The organism is Actinomadura parmotrematis (assembly GCF_019458805.1).
Lineage (GTDB): Bacteria > Actinomycetota > Actinomycetes > Streptosporangiales > Streptosporangiaceae > Spirillospora > Spirillospora parmotrematis.
Map to the genome: position 1 here is coordinate 37391 of NZ_JAIBOA010000036.1, position 25841 is coordinate 63231.

General features: G+C 74.1%; 23 protein-coding genes and 1 pseudogene. 10 read left to right on the forward strand and 14 right to left on the reverse strand.

Translation table 11 applies throughout. The features are described 5' to 3' along the window. Positions 1–7 precede the first annotated feature (7 nt). The gene (locus K1Y72_RS36905) at positions 8–136 is read right to left on the reverse strand and encodes a hypothetical protein (protein WP_258574540.1); all 129 of its coding nucleotides are present in this window, start codon (positions 134–136) and stop codon (positions 8–10) included. 68 nt (positions 137–204) lie between these two features. Continuing rightward, the gene (locus tag K1Y72_RS34800) at positions 205–1842 is read right to left on the reverse strand and encodes an MmpA family trehalose lipid delivery protein (protein ID WP_504739495.1); all 1638 of its coding nucleotides are present in this window, start codon (positions 1840–1842) and stop codon (positions 205–207) included. Between the two features lie 193 nt (positions 1843–2035). On the opposite strand from K1Y72_RS34800, the gene pgfA reads away from it, so the two are divergent. Together pgfA and K1Y72_RS34810 are read left to right on the forward strand one after the other, a co-directional pair. Next, positions 2036–3091, forward strand: a complete 1056-nt coding sequence (gene pgfA / locus K1Y72_RS34805) for a cell envelope lipid trafficking protein PgfA (protein WP_220170802.1) — start codon at positions 2036–2038, stop codon at positions 3089–3091. Positions 3092–3182: 91 nt separating this feature from the next. Beyond that, positions 3183–4295 carry an NAD(P)H-dependent flavin oxidoreductase gene (locus K1Y72_RS34810; protein WP_220170803.1) on the forward strand — a complete coding sequence of 371 codons (1113 nt, stop codon included), beginning with the start codon at positions 3183–3185 and terminating at the stop codon, positions 4293–4295. A gap of 75 nt (positions 4296–4370) precedes the next feature. Here K1Y72_RS34810 and K1Y72_RS34815 read toward each other — a convergent pair whose 3' ends face one another. The 5 genes from K1Y72_RS34815 to K1Y72_RS34835 all read right to left on the reverse strand — a co-directional run bounded on the left by K1Y72_RS34815 (position 4371) and on the right by K1Y72_RS34835 (position 10844). Beyond that, positions 4371–4892 (reverse strand): hypothetical protein, encoded by a 522-nt coding sequence (locus tag K1Y72_RS34815; protein WP_220170804.1) that lies wholly within the window; start codon positions 4890–4892, stop codon positions 4371–4373. Positions 4893–4993: 101 nt separating this feature from the next. After that, entirely contained in the window at positions 4994–7222 is a 2229-nt protein-coding gene (locus tag K1Y72_RS34820) for a DUF7927 domain-containing protein (protein ID WP_220170805.1), read from the reverse strand. 57 nt (positions 7223–7279) lie between these two features. Then, positions 7280–8812, reverse strand: coding sequence for a sulfatase family protein (locus K1Y72_RS34825; protein WP_308287377.1), 1533 nt, complete (start codon positions 8810–8812; stop codon positions 7280–7282). Between the two features lies 1 nt (position 8813). After that, positions 8814–9932 (reverse strand): hypothetical protein, encoded by a 1119-nt coding sequence (locus tag K1Y72_RS34830; protein WP_220170806.1) that lies wholly within the window; start codon positions 9930–9932, stop codon positions 8814–8816. A gap of 99 nt (positions 9933–10031) precedes the next feature. Next, the gene (locus K1Y72_RS34835; protein ID WP_220170807.1) at positions 10032–10844 is read right to left on the reverse strand and encodes a crotonase/enoyl-CoA hydratase family protein; all 813 of its coding nucleotides are present in this window, start codon (positions 10842–10844) and stop codon (positions 10032–10034) included. Between the two features lie 169 nt (positions 10845–11013). Here K1Y72_RS34835 and K1Y72_RS34840 point away from each other — a divergent pair, with 169 nt between their 5' ends. The 5 genes and pseudogenes from K1Y72_RS34840 to K1Y72_RS34860 all read left to right on the forward strand — a co-directional run bounded on the left by K1Y72_RS34840 (position 11014) and on the right by K1Y72_RS34860 (position 17428). Further along, on the forward strand, positions 11014–12579 hold the full coding sequence (locus K1Y72_RS34840; protein ID WP_220170808.1) for an acyl-CoA synthetase: 1566 nt from the start codon (positions 11014–11016) through the stop codon (positions 12577–12579). Beyond that, positions 12569–13513 carry a Zn-ribbon domain-containing OB-fold protein gene (locus K1Y72_RS34845; protein WP_220170809.1) on the forward strand — a complete coding sequence of 315 codons (945 nt, stop codon included), beginning with the start codon at positions 12569–12571 and terminating at the stop codon, positions 13511–13513. Before K1Y72_RS34840 ends, K1Y72_RS34845 begins: the two co-directional genes overlap by 11 nt. A 109-nt stretch (positions 13514–13622) precedes the next feature. Continuing rightward, entirely contained in the window at positions 13623–14666 is a 1044-nt protein-coding gene (locus K1Y72_RS34850) for a thiolase family protein (protein WP_220170810.1), read from the forward strand. Then, a pseudogene (locus tag K1Y72_RS34855) lies at positions 14659–15813 on the forward strand (thiolase family protein); the annotation flags it as partial. The gene K1Y72_RS34850 and the pseudogene K1Y72_RS34855, both read left to right, overlap by 8 nt. A gap of 43 nt (positions 15814–15856) precedes the next feature. Further along, positions 15857–17428 carry an acyl-CoA synthetase gene (locus K1Y72_RS34860; protein WP_220170811.1) on the forward strand — a complete coding sequence of 524 codons (1572 nt, stop codon included), beginning with the start codon at positions 15857–15859 and terminating at the stop codon, positions 17426–17428. Between the two features lie 9 nt (positions 17429–17437). Here the strand turns inward: K1Y72_RS34860 and K1Y72_RS34865 are convergent, their stop codons facing one another. After that, positions 17438–18076 carry a Uma2 family endonuclease gene (locus K1Y72_RS34865; protein ID WP_220170812.1) on the reverse strand — a complete coding sequence of 213 codons (639 nt, stop codon included), beginning with the start codon at positions 18074–18076 and terminating at the stop codon, positions 17438–17440. 162 nt (positions 18077–18238) lie between these two features. Here K1Y72_RS34865 and K1Y72_RS34870 point away from each other — a divergent pair, with 162 nt between their 5' ends. Together K1Y72_RS34870 and K1Y72_RS34875 are read left to right on the forward strand one after the other, a co-directional pair. Continuing rightward, positions 18239–18529: a ubiquitin family protein gene (locus tag K1Y72_RS34870; RefSeq protein WP_220170813.1), complete on the forward strand. Its 291-nt coding sequence runs from the start codon at positions 18239–18241 to the stop codon at positions 18527–18529. 79 nt (positions 18530–18608) lie between these two features. Next, positions 18609–19076 (forward strand): MarR family winged helix-turn-helix transcriptional regulator, encoded by a 468-nt coding sequence (locus K1Y72_RS34875; protein ID WP_220170814.1) that lies wholly within the window; start codon positions 18609–18611, stop codon positions 19074–19076. On the opposite strand, the gene K1Y72_RS34880 is transcribed toward K1Y72_RS34875, so the two are convergent. The 3 genes from K1Y72_RS34880 to K1Y72_RS34890 are packed head-to-tail and all read right to left on the reverse strand — an operon-like array spanning position 19073 to position 22430. Next, complete coding sequence (locus K1Y72_RS34880; protein WP_220170815.1) at positions 19073–19648, reverse strand: TetR/AcrR family transcriptional regulator; 576 nt, start codon at positions 19646–19648, stop codon at positions 19073–19075. The genes K1Y72_RS34875 and K1Y72_RS34880 overlap by 4 nt on opposite strands. 14 nt (positions 19649–19662) lie before the next feature. After that, positions 19663–21738 carry a YhgE/Pip domain-containing protein gene (locus K1Y72_RS34885; RefSeq protein ID WP_220170816.1) on the reverse strand — a complete coding sequence of 692 codons (2076 nt, stop codon included), beginning with the start codon at positions 21736–21738 and terminating at the stop codon, positions 19663–19665. Continuing rightward, positions 21735–22430, reverse strand: coding sequence for an ATP-binding cassette domain-containing protein (locus K1Y72_RS34890; protein ID WP_220170817.1), 696 nt, complete (start codon positions 22428–22430; stop codon positions 21735–21737). The genes K1Y72_RS34885 and K1Y72_RS34890 overlap by 4 nt, the downstream gene beginning before the upstream one ends. A gap of 219 nt (positions 22431–22649) precedes the next feature. Here K1Y72_RS34890 and K1Y72_RS34895 point away from each other — a divergent pair, with 219 nt between their 5' ends. After that, positions 22650–23021 carry a DoxX family protein gene (locus K1Y72_RS34895; protein WP_220170818.1) on the forward strand — a complete coding sequence of 124 codons (372 nt, stop codon included), beginning with the start codon at positions 22650–22652 and terminating at the stop codon, positions 23019–23021. Between the two features lie 86 nt (positions 23022–23107). Here the strand turns inward: K1Y72_RS34895 and K1Y72_RS34900 are convergent, their stop codons facing one another. The 3 genes from K1Y72_RS34900 to K1Y72_RS34910 all read right to left on the reverse strand — a co-directional run bounded on the left by K1Y72_RS34900 (position 23108) and on the right by K1Y72_RS34910 (position 25664). Further along, the gene (locus K1Y72_RS34900) at positions 23108–24040 is read right to left on the reverse strand and encodes a hypothetical protein (protein ID WP_220170819.1); all 933 of its coding nucleotides are present in this window, start codon (positions 24038–24040) and stop codon (positions 23108–23110) included. Positions 24041–24138: 98 nt separating this feature from the next. Continuing rightward, positions 24139–24915 carry a hypothetical protein gene (locus tag K1Y72_RS34905; protein WP_220170820.1) on the reverse strand — a complete coding sequence of 259 codons (777 nt, stop codon included), beginning with the start codon at positions 24913–24915 and terminating at the stop codon, positions 24139–24141. Positions 24916–24974: 59 nt separating this feature from the next. Further along, positions 24975–25664 (reverse strand): hypothetical protein, encoded by a 690-nt coding sequence (locus tag K1Y72_RS34910; RefSeq protein WP_220170821.1) that lies wholly within the window; start codon positions 25662–25664, stop codon positions 24975–24977. Between the last annotated feature and the right edge of the window lie 177 nt (positions 25665–25841).

Below are 25841 nucleotides of genomic sequence, written 5' to 3' on the forward strand. Positions count from 1 at the left end.
GGCGGGATCAGCGCGTGCCGTAGTGGTACAGCGGCTTGACCTGCGGGTCGGGCGTCGAGTTCGCGGCGTTGACGACGGCGAAGGACGACGCCCCCGCGATCAGCACGCCGAGCAGGACCGCGATCAGGATGCGCATGGGGGGAGGTCTCCCTAGGTACGGGCGAGGTACGGGCTACCGGACCGGCTGGTCGCCGGCCCGGCTTGCTACCGGCTGGTACGCGGAGTCCCGACCAGGGTAGTGGCATATGTCCCGTAAGACCACAGGACCAGGCACAGGGCCAGAATATCCCCGGTTGTGACAGGCAACACCGGAACACCGGGCGGTGCGGGGGCCGGTTCCCGCCCGTCGAGGCGGAGGACGGTGAGGTCGCGGCCGTCCAGGACGGTCCGCGCGCCCGCGAGCCGCGCCCGCAGCGCGGCCTCGCCGGGGTCGCCGACCTTGGCGAGCACCACGTACCGGTAGCCGGCCGCCGCGAGCGGGCCGGTCAGCGGGCCGGGGGCGCGCAGGAGGGCGTCGGCGTCGCGGGCGAGGGGGTCCTCGACGGCGAGCGCCCGGTCCCCGACGCGCAGGCCGTCGTTCCAGACGGTGCGGCGCGCCAGCATGCGGGGGAGCGGGTCGAGGACGGTCCGGCCGTGGTTCCAGGCGTAGTTCCGGTAGCCGCCCCAGGGCAGCGCGAGGGCGTACCCGGCGGCCGGATCGGCGTTGATCATCTGCTGGGCGCGCGTCCAGTCGGCGGGGAAGTCGACGGCGCGGAGCTGCCCGGCGAGGGTCGGCAGCAGCACGACCGGGGCGGCGACGAGGACGGCGCCGAGCGCGCCGAGGGCCCGCTGGACCGCCAGCGTCACCAGGAACGCGACGCCGAGGGCCTGGAGCAGGGCGAGCGGCGCGACGAAGGTGTGCGCGTCGCGCAGCACCCCGAACCCGGGCCAGAACCCGACCAGGCCGCGCACCAGCGCCCGTCCGGGGCCGAGCGAGGCGAGGCAGGCGACCGCGAACCCGGCGCCGGCCGACCAGGCGAGCGCCGCCAGCAGCGGGTCGCGCGTCCGGCGCAGCGTGACGGCGAACGCCGCTATCGCGGCGAGGGAGAGCAGCAGCCGCCCCGCCGCGATGGGCCAGGACCCGAAGCCGGGCGGGACGGCCTCGGCGTTCCACAGGCCGCCGAGCGACAGCAGGCTGCCGACCGTCCCGAACGGGGTGTCGGCGCGCGGCGCGAACAGGTCGACGCCCGCCGGGTCGGTCCGGCCGCCGCCGGCGGCGAGCAGCGCCGGGACGAGCCAGGGCAGCGCGAGACCGAGCAGGACGGCCAGGGACGCGGCGATCCGGCGGGGCCGGGCGGTGAACCTTCCGAGAACGACCAGCGCCGAGACGTTCCAGGCCGCGAACCCGCCGACGGCCGCCGGGAGCAGGGCGCGCGCGAGCCCGGCGGGCGTCCGCGCGGTCAGCACCCAGGGCAGCCCCGCGTAGCCGAGGAGCAGCGCCCACTGGCCGAGCAGCAGGCGCTCGGCGACGAAGGGGTTCCAGCAGTAGAAGGCGGCCGCGGCCAGCTTCGGCGCGAGCCGGTCGCCCGGCACCGCCCGCGCGGCGCCCGCCGCGGCCACCGCGAAGACCGCCAGGAGCAGGGCCTTCTCCACCAGGTCGCCCGGCAGCAGGTGCCCGAGGGCCGCCGCGACCGCGTCGCTCGGCACCTGCCGGGGGAAGCCGCCGGACAGGCCCAGCATCGCGCCCGTCCACGCCGGGTGCGGGACGAACACCAGGTCGTAGCTCAGCACGTAGCCGGGCGCGAGGCCCGCGCCGAGGGCGAGCGCGCCGAGCAGGAGCCCGAGCAGGGCGGACCAGCGCAGGGGGGCCTCCGGGCGGGACGGTCGGAACGGTGCCGCCGAGGGTACCCGCGATCACCGCCGGCCGGCCCCGTGAACAGCGCGGATAGGCCGGACGAAGCAGGGCAAGCGCTTCCTGACCGGTCGTGTAGGGTTGTCGCGCCCCGGTGGGCAGACCCCCCCGTATCGCCCGTGCTCTGCGGACCTGGAGGTGGACATGAGGCGACCGGCCGCCCTGATCCTGATCGGCCTGGGGGCGTTCTTCCTCGCCCTCGCCCCGCTGTGCCGCTTCTACGTCGCGGGCCAGGTCGTGCAGGCGCCGCTCGACCAGTACCAGGAGACGCACCTGGAGGCGCAGAACGCGACCTACTTCGACCAGGCGACGCTGAAGGCGCGGACCGGCGTCACGATGGTCGCCGACAACACCGTCCGCGGCGACGTGCGCGGCAACAACGGCAACCAGAGGATCGCGGTGTGGGAGGCGTCCACCGTCTTCTTCGACAAGGCGCAGCCCGACAAGCAGGTCGACATCCAGAAGTTCCGGATCGCCTTCGACCGCCGCACCGGCGCGCTCGTCAACTGCTGCAGCGTCAACATGGACGGCGACTCCGACATCCAGCTCTCGGGGTACGGGCTGCTGTTCCCCCTCGCCGACGTGCGGAAGCGCGACTACACCTTCTACGACACCACGACCAAGCAGGCGCTGCCGATGAAGTACGACGGCACCGACAAGGTCGAGGGGCTGGCCACCTACCGGTTCGTCCAGCAGGTGCCCGAGACCAAGGTCGCCAAGGTGGACTACAAGGTGCCCGGCGAGCTGCTCGGCCTCGGCAAGAAGAGCGACGCCGAGACGGTGGACCGCTACTTCAGCGCCACGATCACCGTCTGGGTGGACCCGCGGACCGGCGTCCCGGTCAAGCACGACCAGAAGATCAACAGCACCGTCCGGACGCCGGACGGGCAGGGCCGGATGACGGTGGCCGCCGCCGACCTGGTCACGATCCCGGCGGACCAGAAGAAGCTGGTCGACGTGGCGAACGACTCCGCGTTCAAGATCGCGATGGTGCGCTCCCGCGTCCCGATCGGCTCGCTGGCGCTCGGCGTCCTGCTGCTGCTCGCGGGCGCGGGCGTCGGCGTCCTCGGGTCGCGGCGCGCGGCGAGCGCCCCGCCGGCCCCGCGCCGCGCGGACGGCAAGTTCGGCGCGGCGCCCGAGGCCCCGGCCGGCCCGCCGAAGCCCCCGCCGCCCCCGGCTCCGCCGGCCCGCCGGCGTTGATGTGGTACGGGTTCTAGTGCGGTGAGGCGAGCCGCGAACAAGTAAGTAGAACCTGTTGCAGTTTCATCCGGGGGCGCCTAGCCTCGGGGGCGTGCGGACACGAGTCACCGAACTATTCGGCATCGAGTACCCGATCTTCGCGTTCAGTCACTGCCGCGACGTGGTCGCCGCGGTGAGCCGCGCCGGCGGCATGGGCGTCCTCGGCGCCCTGTACTTCACCCCCGAGGAGCTCGAACTGGAGCTCAAGTGGATCGACGAGCACGTCGGCGGCAAGCCCTACGGGGTGGACGTCGTGATGCCCGCCAAGTACGAGGGGGCGGACGCGGGCGACGCCGAGGAGCTGCTCGGCCGCCTCCAGTCGATGATCCCCGAGGGGCACCGCGCGTTCCTGGAGGGCCTGCTCGCCGAGCACGGCGTCGAGCCGGCCGCCGAGGGCGCCGGCCGGGTGCTGCTCGGCTGGACCGACCAGACGGCGCGGCCGCAGGTCGAGGTGGCGCTCCGGCACCCGATCGCGCTGCTGGCGAGCGCCCTCGGGCCGCCCCCGGCCGACGTCGTCGAGCTCGCCCACGAGCACGGCGTGAAGGTCGCGGGCCTCGCCTCCAACGCCCGGCACGCCCGCAAGCAGGTCGAGGTCGGCGCCGACATCATCGTCGCGCAGGGCACCGAGGCGGGCGGCCACACCGGCGACGTGTCGACCATGGTCCTCATCCCCGAGGTGGTGGACGCGGTCGGCGCGGACACGATCGTGCTCGCCGCGGGCGGCATCGGCCGCGGCCGGCAGGTCGCGGCGGGCCTCGCGCTCGGCGCCGACGGCGTGTGGACCGGGTCGATCTGGCTGACGGTGGACGAGGCCGACACCCCCGAGAGCGCCCTGCCGAAGCTGCTGAAGGCCACCTCGCGCGACACCGTCCGGTCCCGGGCCTGGACGGGCAAGCCCGCGCGGTTCCTCAAGACCGCCTGGACCGAGGCGTGGGAGGGCGAGAAGTCGCCCGGCTACCTGCCGATGCCCATGCAGTTCATGCTGGTCGCCGACGCGCTGCCGCGCATCGCGCGGTCGGGCGACGGCGAGCTGGTCACCTTCCCGGTCGGGCAGATCGTCGGGTCGATGAACCAGGTGAAGCCGGCCGCGCAGGTCGTCTACGACCTGATCGAGGAGTACGTCGAGGCCATCGAGCGGCTGAACGCCGTCACCGGCGGCGACTGACCCCCGCGGCAGGGCGAGGGCCCGCCCGGAGCATCGGCTCCGGGCGGGCCCTCGCCCTGCCGGGCGGCCGCTCCCTCAGAAGCGGGTGATCCAGGCCAGCACGCGGCCGAGCGCGTAGTAGACGGCCGCGGCGATGCCCCAGTTGATGTAGAGCTGCTGGTCGGGGTCGCTGCGGGTGAACATGTCGTGGAACGGCGTGGCGAGCCGGCGGCCCGCGTCCAGGACGGCGTCCACCAGCGTGTTGCCGGGGTTGGCGCCCGCCCAGGTGAGGGCGATGCCGAGCACCAGGATCAGCGCGGCGACGAGGCCGAGTGCGCCGATCAGCATGCTGACCGGGTTGCGGCGGTGCCGCCGCCACCGGCGGCTGGACGTGCGCCGGACGTCCTTGCGGTCCGCCCGCTCGGTGACGGGCGGCGCCGAGACGGGCGGCGGCGGGGGCGCCGGCGGCGCGACCGGGCCCGCGACGCGGGTGTCGGTGGCGGAGGTGTCGGCGGACGCCGCGCGGGCGGCCGGAGCGCGGGTGTCGGCGGCGGGCGCGTCCGGCGCGGCGGGCGCGTCCGTGCCCCGCCCCTGCCGGCGCCCGAGATGCAAGACCATGTCCGGTTCTCCTCAGTGTCGTCCGTGCACGCGAGGGTTTCCGCCCGATCTCCGCAATAACCCGGAACCCTATTTCGGACGACCGTTATTACCTTTGCGGTCTACTTGACGTGCCGGGGCGTGACGAGCGTGCGCGTCCGGACGACGCCGGGCGAGCCCTTCCAGCGGACGGTGTTGACCATCCGCCCGGCGTGGTCGGCGACCACGGTGAACGTCACCGTCGCGGTGGCGCCGGGCGCCAGCGTCCCGGTCCAGACGAGCGTCCGCCCGGCGCGCCGGACGGTGCCCGCGCTCGCGTGCGCCGCCCCGGAAAGGCGGGCGTGGCGGAGCACCGACGCGAGGTGGTCGGTGAACGCGGCGCCGGTCAGCGTGCTGCCGCCGCCGTTGCGGGCCGTCACGGTGTAGCGGACCTTCCCGCCGACGCGGACGGCGGACCTCGACGCGGTCTTGCGCACCTGGAGCCGTCCGGGCGCGTCCTTCCACTGGGCGTAGACGGTGCGGTCGGCCGACAGCCCGGTGTCGGGGCCGATGGTGACGTCCTCGCCGCTCCCGTCGCGCGCGGTGTTGTAGCCGAGGAAGGTATGGCCCTTCCACGTCGGGTGCGCCGGGACGGTGCGGGCGCCGGCCCGGAACGAGGTGGCGAACACCCGGACGGCGCGGGTCGGGGTTCCGCCGTTGGCGTCGAAGGTGATGAGGAAGTTGTGCGGCAGCACCTTCAGCTTCGCCCAGTCGACGTGGCTCGTGGGGAGCTGGATCGCGCCGTCGTTGACGACCTCGCCGGGCCGCGCGGCTGCCACGGCGCGCGGCCGGGACGGGCGCGCCGCGCGGGCCGACCGGCCGGAGCCGTCGTCGTACCCGTCGCGGGCCTCGCTCCCGGCGGGCAGGGGCAGCTTCTTCGGCTGCGCCGGCGCTTCGGGCGCCGTGGTGAAGGGCAGGGCCGCCGCGTGCTGCCGCAGGTAGCCGTCCCAGGGGACGGTGACGCCGTCGAGGACGCGCAGCACGGCGTCCGGCGGGATGGCGAGGGTGCCGGGCGCGTCGATGCGGAGCGATCCGAAACCGGTGCCGCCGTCGCCCTGCCCGACCGCCGAGGAGTCCCCGGCGTTCCGGTTGTTGCCCGCGACGACCGTGCCGCCCTCGATCTTCACCTGGCCGCCCTTGCCGCCGCTGCCGTTGCGGGCCTGGCCGCCGCCGATCCCGGCGCCGGCGCCGTCGCTCGCGGCGGTCACGGCGGGCGAGCCGGTGAAGGTCGCCGTCCCGCCGTCGCCGCCCCGGCCGCCGCCGATCCCGGCGGAGTTGCCGGTCGCCCGCGCCGTCAGGGACGCCGATTCCCGCACCGTGAGCGTGCCGCCCTTGCCGCCGTAGGCGCCGCCGCCGACGCCGGAGCCCGAGTCGTAGGCGCCGGCCGGCTCGGCGAGCGCGGTGACGCGGGCCCTCCCGCCGATCGTGACGGTGCCGCCGGCGCTGCCGCCGCGCTCCGGCTCGGCCCAGGGGAACGTGCCGCCGCCGATGCCGGCGCCGCCGTCGGTGCCGTGGGCGGACACGGTGGCGTCGCCGCCGACGGCGAGGGCGCCGCCGCTGCCGCCCCAGTAGCCGCCGCCGATGCCCGAGCCCGCGCCGAGCCCGGCGGCGGTGACGTCGGCGCCGCCCTCGATCGTCACGGTGCCGCCGTCGGCGTAGTCGCCGCCGCCGATGCCCGAGCCGCCGCCGTCCTCGTTGCCGTAGGCGTGCACGGTGGCCCTGCCGGCGATGGTGACCCGCCCGCCGCGGGCGCCGTCGCCGCCGCCGATGCCGGCGCCGAACTGGCCGCCGCGGGCGGTGACGGAGGCGTCGCCGCGGACGGTGACGGTCCCGCCGTCCGCGTCGCCCGGCCCGCCGCCGATGCCGGCGCAGCAGGTGGTGCCGGAGGCGTCGGCCGCCACCTCGGCTCTCCCCTCGACGACGAGGGTGGCGCCGGTCGTGCGGATGCCCGGTTCCGTCGCGTTGCCGGCGCCGGTCGTGGCGGCGAGCCGGCCGGGCGTGCCGGCGGTGTCGGTCACGGTCAGCGTGGAGCCGGCGCCGAGGTCGACCATCCGCGTCGTCAGCTCGTGCCCGTTCAGGTCCAGCGTCAGCGACGCGCCCGCCGCCAGCGTCAGGTTCGCGGCCGCGCCCTGGTCCAGGTCGGCGCCGAGCGACGCCGTTCCGCCCGCCCCGGACGGGTCGGCGAAGGCGGCCGCGAGGGCGGCGAAGTCGTTCACCGTGGCGGCGAGCGCCACCGGTGCGAGCGAGGTGACGGCGAGCCCGGAAACGGTCGCCACGGCGAGGGCGCGCCTGACCGGCGCCATAGTGATCATGAGCGCAGGATAATCAAACGATCACGTTAGGTGATCGACCGGGGTGGGCCGGTCGTTTCAGGGCGCCTCGGACTCGGCCCGGCGGCAGGCCGCGCCCGCGCACGCCCGGAGCGCGGCGAGCAGCGCCGACAGCCGGGACGCGGCCGGGTCGGCGGCCGCCAGGTTGCGGAGCTGGTAGGGGTCGGCGGCCATGTCGTACAGCTCCCGCTCGCCGGTGACGTACTCCAGGTAGAGGTAGCGCTCCGTGCGCAACCCGGCGAAGGCCGGCAGGTACGCCTCGTCGCGCGTGGCGGGGGTGTACGGGTGCGGCGGGACGCCCGGCCCGTCGTAGGCGGGCGCGGGGTGGGTGCCGCGCGCCGTCCCGTGCTCCAGCAGGTAGGCGCGGCGCCCGGAGGCGGGGGCGCCGTGCAGCAGCGCGCGGAGCGAGCGGCCGTCGGCGAGCGGCGGCGTCCAGGCCCCGGCGAGGTCGGCGAGGGTCGGCGCGACGTCGACGTTGCCGGTGAGCGCGTGCGAGACGCGGCCGGGCGGGACGCCGGGGCCGCGCACCACGAACGGCACCCGGACGTCGTTCTCGTAGCCGGTGTTCTTGCCCGGCGCGAGCCGGTAGGAGCCGATGTGGAAGCCGTTGTCGGAGGTGAAGACCAGGTAGGTGTCGTTCAGGCGCCCGGCCGTGCGGAGCGTGCTCACCAGCGCCTCGACCATCTCGTCCACCGCCTGCATCGACTGGACGCGGCGGCGGAACAGCGCGTCGCCGGCCTTCTCGTCGGCGGCCGTCAGCCGGGGGAGGCGGCGCAGCTCGGCGGGCTTGCCCGTCATGTCGGCGAGGTCGTAGGACGGGTCGCGCGGCGCCTTCAACCCCGGGAACAGGTTCTTGTGCCGGGGCGCGGGCACCGCGGGCGGGTGCGGGACGGTCGGCGCGATGTAGGCGAAGAACGGGCGCTCATCGGCGGCGCCGACGAACTTCTGCGCCTCCCGCGACAGGACGTCGGTGAAGTAGGTCTTCGCCGAAGGCGGCCGGTGCACGAGCCGCCCGTTCTCGTTCAGCGTGTAGTCGAAGCCCTGGAACGGGCTGCCCGCCACCGGGCTCACCCACGTGCTCCAGCCGGGCGGGACGTAGGTGGCGGGGGTGCCGGGCGCCTGCTCGGGGTAGCCGTTGAGGTACTTGCCGAACAGGCCCGTCCGGTATCCGGCCGACTCCAGCCACGTCGCGAGCGTCGAGTCTTCCTCACCGCGCTTCTGGAACTCGGCGAAGCCGCCGTTCGGCGGGTTGTTGCTCCAGATCCCGGTGTTGTGCGCGTACTCGCCGAGCAGCAGGGTCGCCCGCGACGGGCAGCACCACGACAGGTTCACGTAGTACCGGTCCAGGGTGGTGCCGTGCGCGGTGAGCAGCCGGTTCACCCGCGGGAGGTACGGCATCAGGGAGGAGTCGAGGTCGTCGGCGAGCACCACGACGAAGTTCGGCTTCGGGCCCTTCGCTGCGGCCGTGCTCGGGGGCGGGCCGGACGCCCGCGAGCCCGGCAGGCATCCGGCCAGCAGGACCAGCAGGGCCGGCAGGCACCACCGCGACCGCGCCCGGGGGGAGCGCGCCACGTCAGCGCCGGGCGCCGAAGCGGCGGCGCGTCGGGGCGGGGGGCTGGGGGAAGTCGGCCCGGTCGGCGAGCGCCATGACGGCGGCGGCGGCCGCGTCGGCGACCTCGCCGGCCGACGGGGGCCGGTGCACGTCGCGGGCGGCGTCGAAGCGCAGGTCGTCCAGGTCGCCGAGGACGCGGGCGCCGGTGGCGAGCAGGTCGGCGACGTCCTCGCGGCTCCAGCGCTCCACCGTCGCGCGGGCGGCGGCCGGGACGCCGACGCGCGGGCCGCGCTCGGTGCGGGCCAGCATGCCGTTCAGCAGCAGCCGCTCGCGGACGGCCCGCGCGCTGTAGGTGGTCCAGCCGTCCTTGCCGAGCAGCGCGTTCACCCGGACGAGGACCTGCGCCTCGGGCAGCGTGAGGCCCGAGTGGGTGCGGCGCTCCAGCACCGCCTCCGGCGGCCGCCCGGCGAAGGACGGCGCGCCGATCGCCTCGGCGAACAGCCGCCAGAGCCGGTCGGGCGGCGAGCCGGGGTTGACGATGACGGTGACGCGCTCGGGCCCGACGACGGCGGCCCAGCGCCGCACCAGCCGCCCGATCGCGAACGCGCGCCACAGGTGCTGCTCGCGGTCGCGCTCGATGACCTCGGGGCCGAGGTCGCGCTGCCCGGCGAGCTGCTCGAAGTACCGCTCGATCTCCTGGCGGCGCCCGTTGCGGACGTGCTGCTGCCAGAGCGAGGGCAGCGTCCGGCCGAGGCCGCGCGTGGTGATGACGACGTGCGGCTCGGCGGGCGCGAACGCCGCGACGACGTCGCGGACCGCCCCGGCCCGCACCACCGACAGCGCCTCGGCCGACACCAGCACGGTGCCGGGCCACTCCGCGGCCCGCGCGGCGAGCCGCGTCCACTTGCGCTGCTCGCCGGCGGCCTGCGCGGCGGTCACCCACGGGTACTCGGTGCCGAGCAGCCCGTAGGTGGCGCGCTCGTGGTTCTCGATCGCGTCGGGGAGGACGTCCCGCAGGGAGGGCGGGAACCAGATCCCGGCCTCCCCGGCGAGCTCGCCCGCGCAGTGTCCGAGCACCTCCTGAAGATAGGTGGTGCCCGATTTCTGCTGCCCGATGTGCAGAATCACCTTTTCGGCCACGGCGGCAGGTTAGCGGCGCGCTAACCTGCCCTTCGCCGAAAGGAGCCCTGTTGGCGAACGGTTGGCCGACTGTTCACGCGCCCGCCGGACGGCCGCGGGTCACGCGCCCCGGTAGACGGCGGGCCGCTTCTCCTTGAAGGCGCGCGAGCCCTCCTTGGCGTCCTCGGACCCGATGACCGGCCAGCCGATCTCGTCGGAGATCTTCAGTGCCTCCTCCTCCGGCAGGTGCGCGGTCTCCCGGTAGGTGCGCAGGATCGCCTGCACGGCGAGCGGCCCGCACTCGGCGATCTGGTCGGCGAGCTCGCGGGCGGCGGCGAGCGCCGTCCCCGACGGCACCACCTTGTTGATCAGTCCCATGTCCAGGGCCTCCCGCGGCGACACCGAGCGGGCCGTCAGCAGGATGTCCATCGCGGCGGCGTAGCCGATCTGGCGGGGCAGCCGGATCGCCGAGCCGCCCATCGGGAACAGGCCGCGCCTGGCCTCGTACAGGCCGAGCGTCGCGTCCTCGGCGACGACGCGCAGGTCGGTGCCGACGAGCAGCTCGGTGCCGCCGGCCACGGCGTACCCCTCGATCGCGGCGATGATCGGCTTGGTCGGCCGCCCGTCGCGCAGCAGGCCCTTCCAGTGGAAGTTCGGGATCTGCGCCATCCGCTCCCGCACGGCCGGATCGGACGGCGGCTGCCCCATCGCCTTGAGGTCGGCGCCCGCGCAGAACGTCCCCTGCGCGCCGGTCAGGATGCCCACGCGCACCTCCGGCGTCTCGGAGATGTAGGCCCAGGCGCTCGCGAGGCCGACGAGCATCGCCGAGCTGAGCGCGTTGCGGGCCTCGGGGCGGTCCATGGTGACGACGACCACGTGCCCGTCCCGCTCGACCGTGCAGTGCTCGGTGCTGATCGGCAGTCGTTCGGCCATGGGTTCCTCCAGCTCAGAACCGTTCACGCGGGCTAAAACAGGAACCGATTCTAGTGAAGTGGATGCTTCCCCGACAGGTCTTGCCCGATAAAACGAGAACGTGATCTACTTTGGGCGCCGGGTGCCGCCGCGAGGCGGTGCCCACATGCCGATCAGCGAGGGAGATCCGATGGGATCGTTGGGCTTCTGGCGGCTGGCGCAGGCGGACCCGGAGTGGGTCGCCGCCGTCGACCCGGACGGGACCGAGTACACCGCGGGCGACCTGCTGGCCCGCGCGAACCGGCTCGTGCACGGGCTGCGCGACCTCGGCCTGGAGAAGAACGACGGCATCTGCGGGCTCGTCCCGAACGGCGTCGAGGGCCTGGTGCTGTACCTGGCCGCGCTGCAGGCCGGCTGGTACTACACCCCGATCAACTGGCACCTGACCGGCCCGGAGATCGGCTACATCGTGGCCGACAGCGAGGCCAAGGCGTTCTTCGTGCACGAGCGCTACGCCGCCGAGGGCGTCCGCGCCGCCGAGGAGAGCGGGATCGACCCGCGCCGCCGCTTCGCCTTCGGGGACGTGCCGGGCTTCCGCCCCTACGCCGAGCTCGTGGACGGGCGGCCGGACACGCTGCCGGCCGACCGCAGCAACGGCGCCACCATGCACTACACCTCCGGCACGACCGGGCGGCCGAAGGGCGTCCGCCGCGCCCTGTACGGCATCGACCCCGACGACAGCGCCGAGATGATGACGTTCCTGCTCGGCATGTTCGGGATGGCGCCGGGGCGCCCGGCGGGCGGCGAGCCGCAGGCGCACCTCATCACCTCGCCGAACTACCACACCGCCGTCACCCAGTTCGGCGGCACCGCGCTCCAGATGGGGCACACCCTGGTCTACGTCGACCGGTGGGACGCCGAGGACACCCTCCGCCTCATCGAGAAGTACAAGATCACCAACACGCACATGGTGCCGACGCACTTCAAGCGGCTGCTCGGCCTGCCGGACGAGGTCAAGAAGCGCTACGACGTCTCGTCCATGAAGTGGGCCATCCACGCCGCCGCGCCCTGCCCCGTCCCGATCAAGCAGGCGATGCTCGACTGGTGGGGCGACTGCATCTGGGAGTACTACGCGGCCACCGAGGGCGGCGGCACCATCGCCAGCCCGCAGGACTGGCGCGCCCACCCCGGCACCGTCGGCAACGCCTGGCCGATCGCCGAGCTGCTGATCGTCGACGACGACGGCGACGAGGTGCCCGCCGGGGCGCCCGGGACCATCTACATGAAGATGGCGAGCGGCGACTTCGAGTACAAGGGCGACAAGGAGAAGACCGAGAAGAACCGGCTGAAGGGCTTCTTCACCGTCGGCGACATCGGCTACCTCACCGAGGACGGGTTCCTGTTCCTGTCCGACCGCAAGGCCGACATGATCATCTCGGGCGGGGCCAACATCTACCCGGCCGAGATCGAGAACGAGATCACCCTGCATCCCAAGGTCGCCGACGTCGCGGTCTTCGGCATCCCCGACGACGAGTGGGGCGAGCAGATCAAGGCCGTCGTGGAGCCCGCCGAGGGCGTCGCGCCCGGCCCCGAGCTCGCCGCCGAGATCCTGGCGTCGCTGGAGGGCCGGCTCGCCCGGATGAAGTGGCCGAAGACCGTCGACTTCATCGAGACGATGCCGCGCGAGCCGAACGGCAAGCTCCTCAAGCGGAAGCTGCGCGACCCGTACTGGAAGGACCGCGACAGTGCCATCTGAGGCGACCTCGCAAGCCCCGAACCACATCCTGGAGTTCCCCGGCGGCTACACGCGCTCGGTCGGGCCGGTCATCGGCCGGTTCCTGTCCGAGCTGCGCGACGGCAACCTCGTCGGCGTCCGCACGCGCGCCGGCCGGGTGCTGTTCCCGCCGCTGGAGTACGACCCCGACACCGGCGACGCCGTCACCGGGGAGTTCGTCCCGGTCGGCCCCGTCGGGACCGTCACCACCTGGTCGTGGGTCGCGCACCCGCGCGCCGAGCACCCCCTCGACCGGCCGTTCGCCTGGGCGCTGATCCGCCCCGACGGCGCCGACACCGCGATCCTGCACGCGCTGGACGCCGGCGTCCTCGAACCGGGCGCGGCGGCGCCCAAGCACCTGAGGACCGGCATGCGGGTCCGCGCCCAGTGGAAGGACGACCGCGTCGGCGACATCAACGACATCGCGGCGTTCCGCCCCGAGGTCACGATGATCACCGCGCCGACGCGGCTGGCGTACCGGCTGAAGGGCGGCCGCGCCCTGGACCGGTTCCTGGAGGGCATCTCCGAGGGCCGCATCATCGGCCACCGCTGCCCGGTCTGCGAGCAGGTCATCGTCCCGATGAAGGGTTTGTGCCCCCGCGACGGCGTCCCGACGAGCGAGGAGGTCGAGCTGCCGCACACCGGCACCGTCACCACGTTCGCGGTGAACAACCTGCCCGACCCGCGCGCCCCCGAGGTGCCGTTCGTGTCGGCCTACATCCTGCTGGACGGCGCCGACCTGACGATGCTCACCCTCGTCGCCGGCATCCCCGCCGACCAGGTCCGCATGGGCATGCGGGTGAAGGCCGCCTGGAAGCCCCGCGAGGAGTGGGGCCGCACGATGGCCAACATCCGGTGGTTCGAGCCGCTCGACGAGCCCGACGTCCCCTTCGACGCGATCAAGGACTATCTATGAGCGCGCGGCCGCGCGGCGGCTGGACTGAGGAACGCCGGGAGCGAAGCGACCAGAGTGACGAGGGAAGCCGCCGCGTAAAGCGGACGCGCGCAGTGAGCGGAGCGAACAAATGAGCAGGGAAATCGCTGTCGTCGCGTTCGTGCAGACCGAGCACACCGGCGAGGACACCGGAGCGTCCGAGACCGAGCTGCTGGCGCCGGTCATCACCGAGATCAAGGAGCGGACCGGCCGGAACCGGTTCGACTTCACCTGCTCGGGCTCCAACGACTACCTCGTCGGCGCGCCGTTCTCGTTCGTGTCGGCGCTCGACGCGATCGGCGCCTGGCCGCCGATCTCCGAGAGCCACGTCGAGATGGACGCCGCCTGGGCGCTGTACGAGGCGTGGGTGAAGCTGCGGATCGGCGCGATCGACACCGCGCTCGTCTACGGGTTCGGCAAGACCTCGCAGGGCGACTACCCGGCGGTGTTCACCCAGCTCCTCGACCCCTACTACCTGGCGCCGCTCGGCGTGGACGCCGACTCGCTCGCCGCCCTCCAGGCGCGCGCCTACCTGGAGCGGTCGGGCGCCAAGGAGGACGACCTGCGCGCCGTCGCCGCCCGGTCCCGCGCGGCGGGCCGGGAGAACCGGTTCGCGCTGGACCTCGACGACCCGGCCGCCGACGCCCCCTACGGCGTCGCGCCGCTCCGCGCGCACGACGTCGCGCCCGTCACCGACGGCGCCGCCGCGATCGTCCTCGCCGCCGGCGACGCCGCCCGCGACCTGTGCGAGCGGCCCGCCTGGATCCGCGGCATCGACCACCGCGCCGAGGCGCACTCGCCGGGCGTCCGCGACCTGTCGGTGTCGAACGCCGCCCGCCTCGCGGGCGAGAAGAGCGGCGCGTCCGGCATCGAGGTCGCCGAGCTGCACGCCCGCTACAGCCACGAGGAGCTCATCCTGCGGGAGGCGCTCGGCCTCGGCGAGGAGGTGGCCGTCAACCCCTCCGGCGGCCCGCTCGCCGCCGACCCGGTGATGGCGACCGGCCTCATCCGCATCGGCGAGGCGGCGGCCCGCATCCACGACGGCACCGCGAACCGGACGCTCGGCCACGCCGCGTCCGGGCCGTGCCTCCAGCAGAACCTCGTCTGCGTCCTCTCGGGAGACAGCAATGGGTAACCCGTGCGCCGTCATCGGCGTGGGTCAGACCGCGTACAAGACCAAGCGGCTGGACGTGTCGATGGCCGGGCTGCTGCGCGAGGCGGCCGTCAAGGCCCTCGACGACGCCGGGCTGACCTGGAACGACATCGACGCCGTCGTCATCGGCAAGGCCCCCGACCTGTTCGAGGGCGTGATGATGCCGGAGTCCTACCTGGCCGACGCGCTCGGCGCCGCCGGCAAGCCGATCATGCGGGTGCACACCGCCGGGTCGGTGGGCGGCTCCACCGCGATCGTCGCGGCGAGCCTCGTGCAGAGCGGCGTGCACGACCGCGTCCTCACGGTGGCGTGGGAGAAGCAGTCGGAGTCCAACGCCACCTGGGCGCTGACGGTGAACACGCCGTTCACGACGTCGCTGGTGGTCGGCGCGGGCGGCTACTTCGCGCCGCACATCCGCGCCTACATGCGCCGGTCGGGCGCGCCCGACCACATCGGCACGCTCGTCGCGGTCAAGGACCGGCAGAACGCGCTGAAGAACCCCGTCGCGCACCTGAAGATCCCCGGCATCTCGCGGGAGATGGTCGAGTCCACGCCGATGCTGTGGGAGCCGATCCGCTACCTGGAGACCTGCCCGTCGTCGGACGGCGCGTGCGCGATGGTGCTGGCGTCCGAGGACGCCGCCCGCAAGGCGCCGAACAAGCCGGCGTGGGTGCACGGCACCGCCATGCGCTCCGAGCCGATCTTCTTCGCGGGCCGCGACACCGTCAGCCCGCAGGGCGGCAAGGACTGCGCCGCCGACGTGTACCGGCAGGCCGGCATCGCCGACCCGCGCCGCGAGATCGACGTCGCGGAGGTGTACGTCCCGTTCTCCTGGTACGAGCCGATGTGGCTGGAGAACCTGGGGTTCTGCGGCGAGGGCGAGGGCTGGAAGCTCACCGAGTCCGGCGCGACCGCCCTGGACGGCGACATCCCCTGGAACGCCTCGGGCGGCGTGCTGTCGTCCAACCCCATCGGCGCCTCCGGCATGATCCGCTTCGCCGAGGCGGCGCTGCAGGTCCGCGGCATGGCGGGCGGGCACCAGGTGGACGGCGCCCGGCGCGCCCTCGGGCACGCCTACGGCGGCGGAGCCCAGTTCTTCGCCATGTGGATCGTCGGCAGCGAGAAGCCGTACCCCCCCGCCGCAACCCCCTCCCCACCCCCCGGAGGCCCGGATGGAGTTCAACTACGCCGACCTGTTCGAGGGCGTCGCCGACGCGATCGGGGACCGCACGGCCCTGGTGTGCGGCGACGTCCGCCTCACCTACGCCGAGCTCGACGCGCACGCGACGCGGCTCGCGCACCACCTGGCGGGCGCGGGCGTCGAGGCCGGGCAGCACGTCGCGGTGCAGCTCTACAACGGCATCGAGTACGCCGCGACGCTCCTCGCCGCGCTGAAGATCCGGGCCGTTCCGATCAACGTGAACTACCGGTACGTCGAGGCCGAGCTGCGCTACCTGTACACCGACTCCGACAGCGTCGCGCTCGTCTACGACACCGAGTTCGAGGAGCGCGTCGCGGCGGTCCTGCCCGAGACGCCGAAGGTGCGGCACTTCATCGCGGTCGGCGGGACGCCGGCGATCGACGGCGCGGTCCGCTACGAGGACGCGGTCGCGGGCGGCTCGGACGTCCGCGACTTCGGGCCGCGCTCGGCGACGGACCGCTACATCATCTACACCGGCGGCACGACCGGCATGCCGAAGGGGGTGATGTGGGAGTCCGAGCAGATGCTGCTGGCGTTCTGGAACCCCACGTTCCCGCGCCCGGCCAAGCCGGAGGACGTCGTGGAGCAGGCCCGCACCAACGGGCCGATCATCATGATGCCGGTGGCGCCGCTCATGCACGGCGCCGCGCAGATGGCGACGTTCATCGCCTGGTGGATGGGCGCGACCGTCGTCTACGCGCGCCGCTTCGACGCCGCCGAGGTGTGGCGGACGATCGAGCGCGAGAAGGTCAACTCGCTCACCATCACCGGCGACGCGATGGCCATCCCGATGGCCGAGGAGCTGGCGAAGGGCGGCTACGACACCTCCTCGCTGTTCGCCTACGTCTCCACCGGCGCGATCTTCACCGGGACGGTCCGCGAGCGCATCCAGGAGCTGCTGCCGAACGCGATGGTGCTGGACCGGTTCGGGTCCACCGAGTCGGGCTCGACGGCCGAGGCCGTCTCGGGCTCGGCGCCGGAGAAGGGCCTGCGGTTCGCGCCGGACGTCGCCGACGTCACCGTCCTCGACGACGCCCTCCGCCCGGTCGAGCCGGGCTCGGGCGTCATCGGGCAGGTCGCGCGGAGCGGCCACATCGCGAGCGGCTACTACAACGACCCGGAGAAGTCGGCCCGCACCTTCCCCGAGGTGGACGGCCGCCGCTGGCTGCTCACCGGCGACATCGCCACGGTCGAGGCCGACGGGTCGATCGCGGTGTTCGGGCGCGGCTCGCAGGCCATCAACACCGGCGGCGAGAAGGTGTTCCCCGAGGAGGTCGAGGCGGTCCTGAAGGGCCACCCCGACGTCTACGACGCCGTCGTCACCGGCCTGCCGGACGAGCGCTGGGGCAGCCGCGTCGCCGCCGTCGTCCAGCCGGCCGAGGGCGTCACGCCCGACCCGGCCGACCTGGACGCGCACTGCCGCAAGGAGCTGTCGGGCTACAAGGTCCCGCGCGCCTACGCGTTCGTCCCGGAGATGAAGCGCTCCCCGGCCGGCAAGGCCGACTACCGCTGGGCCAAGGAGATCGCCACCAACGCCGTCTGATCGCGCGGATCAGTCCACGCCGAGGTCGAGTTCGGTCCAGGTGACGGTCGCCGTGAAAGGGTCGAGCATGCTGATCGCGACATCTGTCGCGAGGGAGCGCTGCGCGGTCTGCTGTATCGAATAGGTGCCGTCGGAACCGAGCTGGAGCATCTCGATGGACGCCACGGGGCCGTTGTGCTCCGCCATCCGGACGATCCAGTAGTGCGGGATGCCAAAGCGTGCATATTCGACCCTTTTGTCCATCGTGTCGGCGGTGATGGTGCTCGGGGAGACCACCTCGACCACCAGAAGGGTGTCGGCTACCAGCGGTTTCTTGCGCCAGCGGGGACGGGCCGTGTCGATGCGGCGGTAGACGATGACATCCGGCCGCTTGAAATGGAAGGGGACTTCGGAGACGAGCATGTCCACATCGCCGTTGACCCGCAGGCAAGGCGAACCATCGCGGCGCGCGGCTATGCCGCGAAGCAAGGCCGCTTGGAGGTTCCGGGCGATCGCGTTGTGGTTGGGCGACGGGGACTCGCAGACGGTGACGAGCCCGTCCTTGATCTCGATCCGGCGGGAGAGGTCTTCGGGGATCTCCAGGTACATGTCCAGGTCGACGCCGGTGAGATACGTCGAGAGCTGCTGCCAATCGCGCGCTTCGGACAAGATCGCCGTCCCCTCGTTGCTCCCGGGCCGCCATGCTAGGCCACCCGGCGCCCGCCCGCCGTGGCCCCGGCGGAACCCGCCGTCACGCATTTGTGCAGGCAGAGGCGGGTATGGGAGTTTCCGACTGGGCGGCCGGGGGGCCGCCGGGGCGGGGGATCGGTCATGAGCGTCGTCGTCAGCATTCCGCCGTCGCTGCGGCGGTACGCCGACAAGCAGGCCACGGTGAAGGTGAAGGCCGACACCGTCAACGGGGTCGTGTCCGAGCTGTTCGGCCGGTACCCGGGGCTGGAGAAGCGGCTCGTGGAGGAGCGCGGCCCGCTCACCCTGTCGGAGATCTATGTCGACGACCGGGAGATCGGCGCGATGGACGGCATGGACACCCCGACGCCCGACGGCGCCCGGGTCGACATCGTCGCCTACGTGGACGACGACCCGGACGCCGGCGCGCCCTGACCGGGGGGCCGCGTTGGCCACGGCGGGACGCCCCGGGGTAGGGTTTCTCTCGATTAGAGACACCCCGGAGAGGCGGACCGTGACCGGCGAGCGCGCGCAGATCATCGAGGAGCTGCGGGCGGCCGCGCAGCGCGGCACGATGTTCACCGTCCTGCTGCACCACGCGACCGCCACCAAGGCGGGCCTCAACGTCACCGACGCGCAGTGCATCAACGCGCTCACCCTGGACGGCCCGCAGACGCCGGGGCGGCTCGCCCAGCTCATGGGCATCACCACCGGCGGCGCGATCACCGCCGTCGTCGACCGGCTGGAGAAGGCCGGCTACGTGCGGCGGTCCCGCGACCCGGACGACCGGCGCCGCGTCATCATCGAGCTCGTGCCCGAGGCCGTCGCCCGGTTCAGCGACTACTTCGAGCCGATCGCCCGGTCCTTCGCCGGCCTCGTCGCCGACTACGACGACGACCGGCTGCGCCTCCTGCTGGAGTGGATGCGGGCCAGCAACGCGCGGATGCCCGGCGTCATCGAGCAGGTCCGCGACCTGCCCTAGGGGACGAGGCGGCCGCGCAGCAGGTCCATGAGGGTGGCGCGGACGTCGTCCACCGGCCGCTCCGGCTGCAGCGCGCGCCAGTCGAGCGCGACCGTCAGGACCATCCCGAACACCGCGGACGCCGCCGTCGCCACGTCCAGGTCGCGGCGGAGGACGCCCGCCGCCACCGCGTCGCGGAGCGCGCCCGCCAGGACCTCGACGGCGCGCTCGCGGATGAGGCGGGCGGCGCGCTGCCAGTCGCCGCCCGACCGCCAGGTCTCGGCGATGAGCAGCCGGGCGAACGGCTCGTGCTCCCCGATGAACGCCAGCTCGGCGGCGACGGCGGCCTCCAGCGCCTCCAGCGGGGGCCGCCCGGCGACGGCGTCGCGCAGGGTGGCGGCGAGGCGCTCGACGCCGAACTCCAGCAGCGCGGAGAACAGCTCGGCCTTGCTGCCGAAGTTGTAGTAGACGGTGCCCTTGGCGACGCCGGCCCGCGCGGCGATCTGGTCCACCGTGGTCGCGGCGAGGCCGCTCTCGGCGATCAGCTCGATCGCGGCGGCGAACAGCCGCTCCCGGGTGGCGCTGCGGGTCACGGTCGCACGGCTCCTCAGAGTCTCAGGACGGGGTGCAGGCGCTCCACCGTCCACGTCCGGGCGCGCCGCACCGCGAGCGAGGTCAGCGCGAGGCCGCCCGCGAGGAACAGCGCCAGCACGGCACCACCCTGCCACACGGGCGCGAGGTCGCCGCCGCTGATCAGCCGCCGCGCGCCGTCCACCACCCACGACATCGGCAGGTACGGGCGGATCGCGCCGAAGAACGCCGGGCTCGTCTCGATCGGGTAGGTGCCGGCGGCCGAGGTGAGCTGGAGCATCAGCAGCGCGAGCGCGACGATCCGGCCGGCCGGCCCGAACCGCGCGTTCACCCACTGGACGACCGCCATGTCGGCGGCGGCGGCGAGCATCAGGAACGCGACGAGCCCCGGCCAGTGCCGCGCTTGCAGCCCGAGCCCGAAGTGCAGCACGGCGAGGACGGCGCCGACCTGCGCGGCGCCGATCGCGGCGGCGGGCAGCCAGCCCGCGAGCGCGACCCGGAGGCCGGGCGCGTTCGCGGCGACGGCGCGCGGGTTCAGCGGCCGCAGCAGCATGTAGACGATCATCGCGCCGACCCAGAGGGACAGCGGGACGAAGAACGGCGCGAACCCCGTGCCGTAGTTGGGCGCCTTGTTGGCGACCGAGCCGTCCAGCCTCACCGGCGCCGACATGACGTCCGCCCGCTGCGCGCGCTCGTCCTCGGAGTAGTCGGGGACCCGCCCGGCGCCGTCGCGCAGCCCGGACGCCAGCTCGCCGCTGCCCTCGCTGATCTGCAGCAGCGCGGTGCGGAGCGTCACCGCGCCCTCCGACAGCGTCCCGAGACCGCTGGTGACCCGCGCGGATCCGTCCGCGAGCCGCCCGGTCCCGGCCGACAGCAGCCCGATGCCGCCCGACAGCCGCCGGGCGCCGGCGTTCAGCTCGTCCACCTGCCCGCGCGCCTTCTCGATCCTCCCGGCGAGGCCGGGCGCCTCGGCCGCGATCCGCTTCGCGGCCTTCTCGACGGCGCGGGCGTCGGCCGCGAGCCGCGTCAGGTCGCCGGCGTGGTCCCGGACGTAGCCGTCGACCTGCTTCGCGACGGCGACGACCTGCGCCGCCGACCGGTCCAGCTCGTCCTTGACCGCCTGCGGGACGGCCGGGTTCAGCGCCAGCTCCGCCTTGAGCCGCAGCCGCGCCTGCTCGGCGCGCTGGACGGCGGCGCGCGTCCGCGCGGGCAGGCCGTCCGCGCCGTCGGCGAGGCCGTCTGCGGCCCGCGCGACGAGCAGCGCGGCGTCGCGGACGTCCGGCGCGTACCGGCGCAGCAGCGGGACGACCTGGTCGGCGGTGCCGTCCACGACGGTGGTGAGCCGCTGGACGCCGGCGGCGAGGCGCTTGCCGCCCGCGTCCAGCTCGTCGGTCTTCTCCTGGAGCGTGCCGAGGCCGCCGGTGACCTGCGCGCTGCCCGCGCGCGCTCGGTCGAGGCCCCCGGCGAGCCGTCCGGCGCCGTCCTCCGCCTGCCCGGATCCGTCGGCGAGCTCGCCCGCGCCCTGCGCTGCCTCGTCGAGCTTGCCGTGGAGCTGCCCGAACGACACGAAGATGGAGTCGAAGTAGCCGCGGACGGCGTCGCCGCCCGCCGCCGCGCTGATCTCCTTGAACACCGACTGGGCGAGCGTCCCGATCACGTAGTTGTTGGAGTCGTCCAGGCGGAGCCGCAGCCGGGCGGCGGTCGGCGCGCCCGCGCCGGACGGGGAGGCGATGGCGGCGGAGAAGTCCCGGGGGATCGTCAGGACCATGTAGTAGCGGCCCTCGCGGACGCCGCGCTCGGCGGCGGCCTCGTCCACGCGCTTCCAGCCGAACACCTCGCGCCGCTCCAGCTCGTCGGCGAGGTCGCGCCCGGCGTGGACCTCCTTGCCGCCGGCGGTCGCGGGCCGGTCCTCGTTCACCAGGGCGACGGGGACGTGGCCGAGGCGGCCGTAGGGGTCCCAGAACGAGGCGAGGTAGAGGCCGCTGTAGAGCAGCGGCAGGAACACGAGGGCGACGAGCGCGACGCGGGTCAGCCGGTGGCGGGTGAACCGGCGCAGCTCCAGCCCGCCGGCGGACAGGGCGGGGAGTCTCAACGGGGGGTCCTCTCCGGGTGCGGGCCGGGGAGCCGCGCGATGCGCGCGAGGTCTCCGGCGGGCGCCGGGTCGTGGCAGGAGGCGATGACGGTGACGCCGCTCGCGGCGATCGCGCGCAGCCGCTCCCAGAGGCGTTCCTGCAGGTCGAAGGGGAGGCCGGCGTCCACGTCGTCCAGGAGCAGCACGCCGGGGCGGCCGATCAGGGCGAGCGCGGCGCCGAGGAGCTGGGCCTCGTCGGGGGCGAGGTCCCCGGCGCGGGTCCTCGGGTCGGCGTCCAGGCCCGCGCGGTCCAGGGCGTCCCGGACGCGGGCCCGGCGGTTCCGCCACCGGCCGAGGACGCCCTCGTGCAGGGCGAGGGCCTCGCCGACGTGCTCGCCGACGGTCAGCGCGGGCTCCAGGTCGTTGACGCCCGCGACCGCGCCGAGGGCGGTGAGCCGCCGCACGGCGCGCGCCTGCGCGGGCAGGGTGCGGTCGCCGACGGTCGCGGTGCCCTCGGTCGGGCGCATCCGGCCGCCGAGGGTGAGCAGGAGGGAGGTCCGCCCGGACCCGGCGGGACCGGCGAGGGCGGCGAGCGCGTTCGCGGGGACGGCGAGGCGGGCGTCCCGGTAGACCCAGCCGCGCGGGCCGCGCAGCGACAGGCCGGCGGTTTCGACGGCGAGCCCGCGGGCATCGGGACCGGCGGCGGGCGGCACGGTCCCCCCGGTCGCGCCGCCCGCCCCCGGGCTCTCGGGACCGGTCGGCGGGGTCCCGTCCGGCTCGGTGGCGTGCGGGATGGCGACCTCCGGCGGGCTTTGTACTGACCGGTCAGTACAAATCTAGCCCTGTGGCGGGGCGCCCCCGGCCCGTCCCGCCGGTGACGTCCCTCACGCCCGTCTATTGGACGCCGGATCCGACATGAGAGGGTGGGCGGCATGACCGCCTCTTCCCGCGCCGCCACCCGGCTCGCCGCCGCGATGGGCGCCATGGGCGCCCTGCACATGGTCGCGCCCCGCCCGTTCGACGCGCTCATCCCGCGCGCGCTGCCCGGCAGCCCGCGCACCTGGACCTACCTGAGCGGCGTCGCCGAGCTCGCCTGCGCCGCCGCCGTCGCCCTCCCCGCCACCCGCCGCAAGGGCGCGCTCGCCACGGCGGGCCTCATGGTCGCGGTCTACCCGGCGAACATCAAGATGGCGCGGGACTGGCGGGACCGGGCGCTGCCGCTGCGCGCCGCCGCCTACGGCCGGCTGCCGCTCCAGGCCCCCATGATCGGCTGGGCGCTCAAGGTCGCCCGCGACGCCCGCTGAACGCGCGCACGCGGAGGGCGGCCCGCCGGTCGGCGGGCCGCCCTCCGCGTGCTCTGAGTCCCCTCGTGGGGGTGTGCCCCGCGTCCCTACTTCTTGGCGAAGGGGTTCGGGTACCGGAGCGCCTTGGTGGCGGCGGTCGCGGCGGGCGCCACCTTGGCGGTGCTCTTCAGCTTGAACTTCGCCGACTTGGCGGCCAGGAAGGTGTAGTCCTGGTACTTGGCGTACTGGCGCAGGACGGCGGTGTTGTTCCCCGCGGGGGAGGGCAGCCCCGCACGCCAGTCGGCGATGCCGTTGAGGATGCCGCCGATGCCGCAGCCGCTGGACTGGGGCACGGCGAACTCGTTGTCCACCATGGTGGTGTCGAGAACGCTCGGGTCGGCGTCCAGCGGGTGGGGACCGATGCCCTCGATCGGCGTGTTCGGGGGCGGCGGGTTGGTCGGCGTGTAGCCGAGCCGCAACGCCACCGGCTTCTGGGCGCTGCCGATGTAGCAGCTGTCGCCGAGGAGCGGGTTGAGCACCTTGACGCGCAGCTTCATGGTCACCGCCGCCCGGTCGGTCGGGTCGCCGGGGTTGAACTGCAGCGGCGCGGTGAGCTCGGGCTGGGCGCTGATCTGCAGCAGCGGGATGAAGTCGGTGCCCGGAATGCCCAGCACACCGCCCGGAACGCGCAACGGCGTGCTCCTGAGCGGTCCCTGGACGACCCGCTCCTCACCGGTGATGAAGTTGTCGCCGATCGCGTACGTGATCTTGATAGGAGAGGTGATCTCCTGGTCGATCTTGCCGAGCTTGAGCCGTCCGGCGACCACGACGGCCACCGTGCAGATCCACGAGCTCGCCTCGTCGGCGGACCAGACGGGCAGGTCGCTGGCCGCCGGGCAGTCGCTGAAGTCGTTCACCTCGGCCGGCACCGGCGGGTCGTCGTCGGCGCGGGCAGGGCCGGTGAACGCCGTCATGGCCGACGCGGCCAGCGCGGCCCCGGCGGCCACCGCCGCCGTGCGGCGGAGGGGGAGTGCTCTCATCTGATCTCCATGGGGGGGGTACGGTCCGCGCCGCCCGCGGCAGCGGGAGGGACGGGCGGCGCGGGCCACCGGCGCCGCGGTCGGCGCCGGACGAGGTGTTAGCCGAGCTGGTCGTAGGTCTTGAAGGACACGTACTGCTTGAAGATCGCGGTGTTGTGCCCGGCCGCGGACGGCAGGCCCGCGTACAGGTTCACCAGGGCGTCGGTCACGCCGAGCCCGGCGCCGCAGCCCTTGGCGCCCGGCACGGCGAAGGAGTTGTCGACCAGCGTCGCGCCGAGGACCGGCGGGTCCTCCTGGACGACGACGGGCGGCGAGCCCTCGATCGGCTTGTTCGGGGGCGGCGGGGTGGTCGCCGGGATCTGCAGGTTCAGCTTGATCGGGTTGCTGTTGGACCCGATGTAGCAGTTGCCGCCGAGCAGCGGGTTCTGCACCTGGACCTTCAGGTTGAGCTGGACCTTGCTGTCGGCCAGGCCGAAGCCGCCCGCGTACTGGGGCTGGGCGTAGATGGCGGTGACGAACGGGTCGCCGAAGATGCCCTTCTGGACCAGCATCTTGCTCGCGCTGAAGCCGCCGAACAGCCAGCCCTCCTCACCGGTGTCGGGGTTGAACCCGTTGGCGTAGGTCAGGGTGATGGGCGAGCTGATCGTCTGGTTGAGCTTGCCGAGCTGGAAGGTGCCGCCGTAGGTGACGGCGACGTTGCACTGCCAGAACACCGGGTCGGCGCCCGCGGGCAGCTTGGGGCAGGCGGCGAAGCTGAAGGACGGCAGCGTGTCGGCGCTCGCGGCGGGCGCGGCGGCCACGCCGGCGACCGCGCCGCCGCTCATCGCCAGCGCCGCGGCGCCGGCGGAGAGCCGGCGCCGAAGGGACTTTCGCAAGGTGTCTCCATGAGGGGTGGGGCGGCGGACCTCCGCCGCCCGGGGTGGGACGGAAAGGATCAGGGGCCGACGCTCACGTCGGCACCGCCCGGCTGCGTCAGCAGCTGGTACGTGCCGCTCCAGGACGCCGCCGTCGCGCACAGCGGGGCGGAGCTGATCGACGAGAGCGTCTGGTGGTTGAGGACGGCCTGGCTGTGGGCGTTGGCGAGGACCGGACGCGCGGCGTTGCCCGCGTTGAAGAGGCCGATGGCGAACGGAGTCGAGCTCACCGAGTAGTGGCAGTTCACATGGGCGTTGTTCCACTGCGCCACGTAAGCGTCCAGCTCGACATCGAACGAGCGGTTGGGGGCGGAGAAGGAGAATGTTCCGTCCTGTCCTCCCGGCACCGGCGCATAGGCCACCGCGCCCCCGGCGTAGGGCAGGCCATGGGCGGTGATGGTGACGGTGCCTCCTCGATTGAGGCTGCAACCGCTGAAGGACACGCCCGTGATCGTGGAAGCCGCGCCGGAGCCGGTCGTCGTGGCGTCGATCTGGTTGCCCGTGCAGGTGGCGATGAGGACTCCGTAAGAGGACCCGATGGAGTAAGTGACTCCGCCGAGGTTCGTGGCCCGGACGGCGCCGGTGTAGGGGGAGCCCCCGGCGGTGACGGTGGCGGAGGCGAGGGCCGCGCCGGCGGTCGCGGCGACGAGCGCGGCGGCGCCGAGGAGGGTGCCGGTCCCGGTGGCGAGGTGACGCAGGGGCTTGCGCAACGGATCTCCAAGGAGCGTGGTGGGCGTGGCCTGTGCGCGGGGTTCGTCGGGCGGCTCGGCGGTGTGCGAGGGGACCGGGGCGCGGACCCTGCCGAGGGTGGGACGGCAGGGGCCGGATCACCGGCGGCGGGGCGCCCCGGCGCGCGGCGGGCCCCCCGGCGGGGGGGGGGGGGGGGC